The organism is Nonomuraea sp. SBT364 (genome assembly GCF_001083785.1).
Classification (GTDB): domain Bacteria; phylum Actinomycetota; class Actinomycetes; order Streptosporangiales; family Streptosporangiaceae; genus Nonomuraea.
Window position 1 is genome coordinate 1 of the sequence record NZ_LAVL01000299.1, and the last position, 4,659, is coordinate 4,659.

Consider the following 4,659-nt stretch of genomic DNA (forward strand, 5'->3'; position numbering starts at 1 on the left):
GGCGGGGAGGTGGCCGAGGGCGCCCGCGGTGCCTGTGGCGCCGGGGAGCGTCGTGCCGCCGGTCACCAGGGCGCCGCCGATCCCGGTGCCGACGGCGACGACGAGGGCGGTGCGGGCGCCCCGGGCGGCGCCGAGGCGGGCTTCGGCGGTGCCGGCCGCGTGGCAGTCGTTCACCACGGTCGCGGGGAGGCCGAGGGCGTGTTCGGCGATGGACCTGACGTCGGTGCCCGTCCAGCCGGTCAGCAGGTCGGTGGCGCTGGTGACGCGTCCGGCGGCGTCGACCACGCCGGCGGTCGCGATGCCGCACGCCACCACCCGGCCGCCGCCGAGGGCCCGCAGGGGGCGGGCGCAGTCCAGGACGGCGGCCATGATCGCCTCGCCGCCGCCGGCCGCCGGGGTGGCCGTGCGCCGCTGCCCGGTCAGCCGCCCGGCCGCGTCCACCAGCCCGGCCGAGATCTTGGTCCCGCCGATGTCGACCGCCACCGCCAGCGGCCCCCCGCCGTCACCGTCGAAGACCTCACCCTCCGCCCGGAAAGACCCACCGCCCTCCCCGCAAACACCGCCTCCCGGAGAAACCCCGCCGCCCCCCGGAGAAGCCCCGCCGTCCCGGTGGGGAAGGGGGCCGGTCATCGGGTGGCCGCCGGGGTGGCGGTGGTCAGCCGGGCGGTGATGGCGACCGGGTCGGTGATCGCGCCGCCGACCACCACGGCCCACGCCCCCGCCTCGAACGCGCGCCGTACCTGCTCCCCCGTCCGGTACCGTCCCTCGGCGACCACCCGGACCCCGCGCCCCGCGAGAGCGGCGACGAGCGCGAGGTCGGGGTCGTCGGGCGTGGGCAGCTGGGCGGCCGTGTAGCCGGACAGCGTGGTGCCGACCACGGCCGCGCCGGCGTCCCAGGCCGCGAGGCCCTCGCCGAGCGTGGAGACGTCGGCCATCACGGGCACCAGCTCCCGCACGGCCGAGACGAACGCGGCGTCGGCGGGCGATTCGCGGGTCAGGTCGACGGCGACCATCGCGGCCCCGGCCGCCACCAGGTCGCGGGCCAGGTCGAGGGTGGGCGTGATGAGGTGGCGGTGCGCGTACGGGATCTTGTGCAGGCCGATGACCGGCAGCGTGGCGCTCCGCCGGACGGCGCGGATGTCGCCGGCGGAGTTGATCCGGAGCCCGGCCGCGCCGCCGAGCTCGGCGCAGCGGGCGAGCAGGGCGATGGCCCCGGGGTCGCGCAGCGGGTGCCCGTCGGGCGCCTGGCAGGAGACGACGAGGCCTCCACGGATCTGTTCCAGCATAGTTGTATAGCCCAATCCACCAGATCCCCCACCACACGGAGGATCGTCCGCCGAAATGGTATAGCCCAATTCCGGGTAGGGCTAGACTGCCCGCTGTGAATGAAGCGGAGGGCAAGTCGGCCCGGCTGCGCCGGCATCTGCTCTCGCTCCTGCGCGACAAGCTGGCCCCGCACGACCGGCTGCCGACGGAGCGCAGCCTGGCGGAGGAGTTCTCGGCGAGCCGGCTGACGGTGCGGCTGGTGCTGGACCAGCTGGAGCTGGAGGGCCGGGTCTACCGGGTGCAGGGCTCGGGGACGTTCGCGAGCGAGCCGCGCATCGCCAAGTCGGTGGAGCTGACCTCGTTCAGCGAGGACATGCGGGCGCGGGGGCTGCGGCCCGGGTCGCTCGCGGTGACGGAGGAGCGGATCCCGGCCGGGGCGGAGGTCGGCTACGCGCTGGGCATCAGCCCGGCGGCCGAGGTGCTGCACGTGCGCCGGGTGCGCACGGCCGACGGCGAGCCGATCTGTCTGGAGCACTCCTACCTGCCGTCGGCGCTGGTGCCGGGCGAGCTGGGCGAGGCGCTGCGCGGGTCGCTGTACGAGGAGCTGGCCGGGCACGGGCTGGCGCCGCGCCGGGCGGAGCAGACGATCAGGGCGACCGTGCTCGACCCGGCCGACGCGCGGGAGCTGCGGGTGCCGGCGTTCTCGCCGGCCTTCCTGGTGCAGCGGACGGCCTACGACGCGCGCGGCCGGGCGGTCGAGCGCGCGCTGTCGCTCTATCGGGCCGACCGCTACTCCTACGAGCTGACGATCTACCGCGACTGCCCCTCCTACCGCGACTGATCGGCGAACGAGCGCAGCGGCTCGCCGGACAGCCGGTAGCGGATCCAGTCGTCGCAGGGCTCGGCGCCGATCGAGCGGTAGAAGTCGATCGTCGGCCGGTTCCAGTCGAGCACCGACCATTCGAACCGCTCGTAGCCACGCTCGACGCCGATGCGGGCCAGCTCCGTCATGAGCGCCTTGCCGTGCCCGCCGCCCCGGGCCCCGGGCTGCACGTACAGATCTTCCAGGTAGATCCCGTGCGTCCCGGTCCAGGTGGAGAAGCTGAGGAACCAGAGCGCGAAGCCGACGACCGCGCCGTCGCTCTCGGCGACGTGGGCGAACGCCGCCGGGGAGTCGCCGAACAGGGCGTCCTTCAGCCGTTCCTCGGTCAGCTTGACCTCGTGCAGAGATTTCTCGTATTCGGCCAGGTCGCGGACCATCTGGTTGATCGCGGGCACGTCGTCGGGGGTGGCGGGGCGAATCATGTGCGTCAGGGTACGACACCCGCGCGCCTACCCATTTCGCCCGCCTCCGTGCGACGATGCGCAGGCGTGGGTGTACGCCGGGGGGCGGGGGCCTGTTGGGATGGCGTGCGCGCGCATTCCCGGGAGGTGGCTGTTCGGTGGGGGGCGTCAACCTGGCCCGCTGTGACGACAGCACGTTCGCGATCACGGCGGGCGAGCGTGCGCTGTACGAAGAAGGGGATCTGGCGGCCGCGCGGCGGTGTTTCGAGACGGCTCACGGCCGGGCCGAGGCGAGCGGCGACCGCGCCGCGCTGGCGCGGGCGGCGCTGGGGCTGGGCGGGATCTGGGTGCACGAGCACCGCTCCGGCGCCGGACAGGAGACGGTACGGGCGCTGCAGCGGCGGGCGCTGGCGCTGGTCGGCCCGCGCTCACCGCTGGCGCTGCGGCTGCGGATCAGGATGCGTGGCGAGGAGGACTACCGGTCGGGCGAGCACGCCGGGACCCTGCGACTGCTGGAGGAGGCCAGGGCGGCGGGCGACCCGGTGGCGCTGGCGGAGGCGCTCAGCCTGGCGCACCACTGCCTGCTGGGCCCGGCGCACGCCGGGACGCGCCTGGCGCTGGCGTCGGAGCTGATGGGCGTGGCGGCGCGCACGGGCCGGCGCGGCGACCTGCTCCTGGGGCTGATGTGGCGGACCGTCGACCTGTTCAAGGCGGCCGACCCGCAGGCCGAGCGGTCCCTGCGGGAGCTGCGGGCGGCGCTGGCGGCGGGTGATCACCTGGCGGTCGGGTTCGTGGCGCGGGCGGCGGAGGTGATGCTGGCGACGCGGGCGGGCCGCTTCGAGGAGGCGGAGGCGCTGGCGGGCGCGTGCGCGCAGCGGGGCGCCGAGGCCGGCCACGTGGACGCGCCCGGCTGGTACGGCGGGCAGCTCGGCGCGATCCGCTGGTTCCAGGGGCGTGCCGGTGAGCTGGTGCCGTCGCTGCGGGAGCTGGCGGGCTCCCCCACGCTCAGCCCGGTGGACCAGTCGGTGGCGGCGGGCCTGGCCGTGGCCGCCGCGACGGCCGGCGACCATCGGACGGCGGCGGGCCTGCTGGCCGGGTTGCGCGGCCGGAACCTGCCGCGCTCGGGCAGCTGGCTGGCGACGCTGTACTGCCTGGCCGAGGCGGCCTACCTGCTGCGTGACACCGCCACGGCGGCGCGGGTGCGGGAGCTGCTCGGGCCGTACGCGGGGCTGCCGATGGTGGCGGGGCCGGGCGTGACGTGCTTCGGCTCGGCGCGGCACACGCTGGGGATGGCGGCGCTGACCGTCGGCGACGTGGACGGGGCCGTGGCGGAGCTGCGCGCGGCGGTGCGCGACAACCTGGCGCTGGGACACCGGCCCGCCGGGGTGCTGTCGCGGCACCGGCTGGCGCAGGCCCTGGCGCTGCGGCACGGCCTGGACGACGAGGACGCCTGCCGGGAGCGGCTGGTCGCCGCGCGGGAGGCCCGCGTCCTGGGCATGCTGCTGCCCGCCGGCCCGGGCGCCTGCCTGATCGAGCGGCACGGCAGGCAGTGGCGGGTGACGCTGGGCGGGCGTCGCGCGCTGGTCGCCGACAGCGTCGGCATGCGTCATCTGGCCGCCCTGGTCGAGCGCCCCGGCCGCGAGATCCCGGCCGCCGACCTGGTCGAGGAGGACCGGGCGGGCGGTGAGGAGCGGGCCAGGATCGCCGTCGGCAAGGCCGTCAGGCGGGCGCTGACCCGGATCGCGGAGGCGGACCCGGTCATCGGCGTGGAGCTCCGGGCGGCCGTGCGGACGGGCGCGCGTTGCTCGTACCTGCCGGGAAACGACGAGATCCCGCCCAGTTGGGCGGGATCTCGCGACGAGTAGCGGGGATAGTGTCCTGGTTCAGGACATAGGAAACTCATGTCGCAAGACATAGGAAACTTCAACAGAGTGTGTCTCGGGACATAGGCAACCGCCTTGGTCAACAGCGTGGGTGGTGTGTCGCCAGAGTTGTCATCACCGCCGTTGTCGTCGAGGGCCGCTCCCAGGCAGAGGTCGCCCGCACCTACGGGGTGTCCAAGGGCTGGGTCTCCAAGCTCGTCGCGCGCTACCGGGCCGAGGGCGAGGC

6 protein-coding genes are annotated in these 4,659 nt (G+C 75.4%); 3 read left to right on the forward strand and 3 right to left on the reverse strand.

Annotated elements, in window-relative coordinates:
• A partial coding sequence (locus ADY59_RS46545) for an ROK family protein (protein WP_197094193.1) occupies nt 1-483 on the reverse strand: 483 nt, incomplete at its 3' end.
• A gap of 143 nt (nt 484-626) precedes the next feature.
• Nucleotides 627-1,286, reverse strand: coding sequence for an N-acetylmannosamine-6-phosphate 2-epimerase (locus ADY59_RS46550; protein WP_049577554.1), 660 nt, complete (start codon nt 1,284-1,286; stop codon nt 627-629).
• A gap of 95 nt (nt 1,287-1,381) precedes the next feature.
• On the opposite strand from ADY59_RS46550, the gene ADY59_RS46555 reads away from it, so the two are divergent.
• Nucleotides 1,382-2,107 carry a GntR family transcriptional regulator gene (locus ADY59_RS46555; protein ID WP_197094194.1) on the forward strand — a complete coding sequence of 242 codons (726 nt, stop codon included), beginning with the start codon at nt 1,382-1,384 and terminating at the stop codon, nt 2,105-2,107.
• Here ADY59_RS46555 and ADY59_RS46560 read toward each other — a convergent pair.
• Nucleotides 2,095-2,571: a GNAT family N-acetyltransferase gene (locus ADY59_RS46560; protein WP_063780997.1), complete on the reverse strand. Its 477-nt coding sequence runs from the start codon at nt 2,569-2,571 to the stop codon at nt 2,095-2,097. The two genes, ADY59_RS46555 and ADY59_RS46560, sit on opposite strands and share 13 nt — an antisense overlap.
• 137 nt (nt 2,572-2,708) lie before the next feature.
• Between ADY59_RS46560 and ADY59_RS46565 the strand changes: the two genes are divergently transcribed.
• Both ADY59_RS46565 and ADY59_RS54195 read left to right on the forward strand, forming a co-directional pair.
• Entirely contained in the window at nt 2,709-4,415 is a 1,707-nt protein-coding gene (locus tag ADY59_RS46565) for a hypothetical protein (protein WP_063780998.1), read from the forward strand.
• 68 nt (nt 4,416-4,483) lie between these two features.
• On the forward strand, nt 4,484-4,659 hold a 176-nt coding region (locus ADY59_RS54195), incomplete at its 3' end, for a helix-turn-helix domain-containing protein (RefSeq protein WP_197094195.1).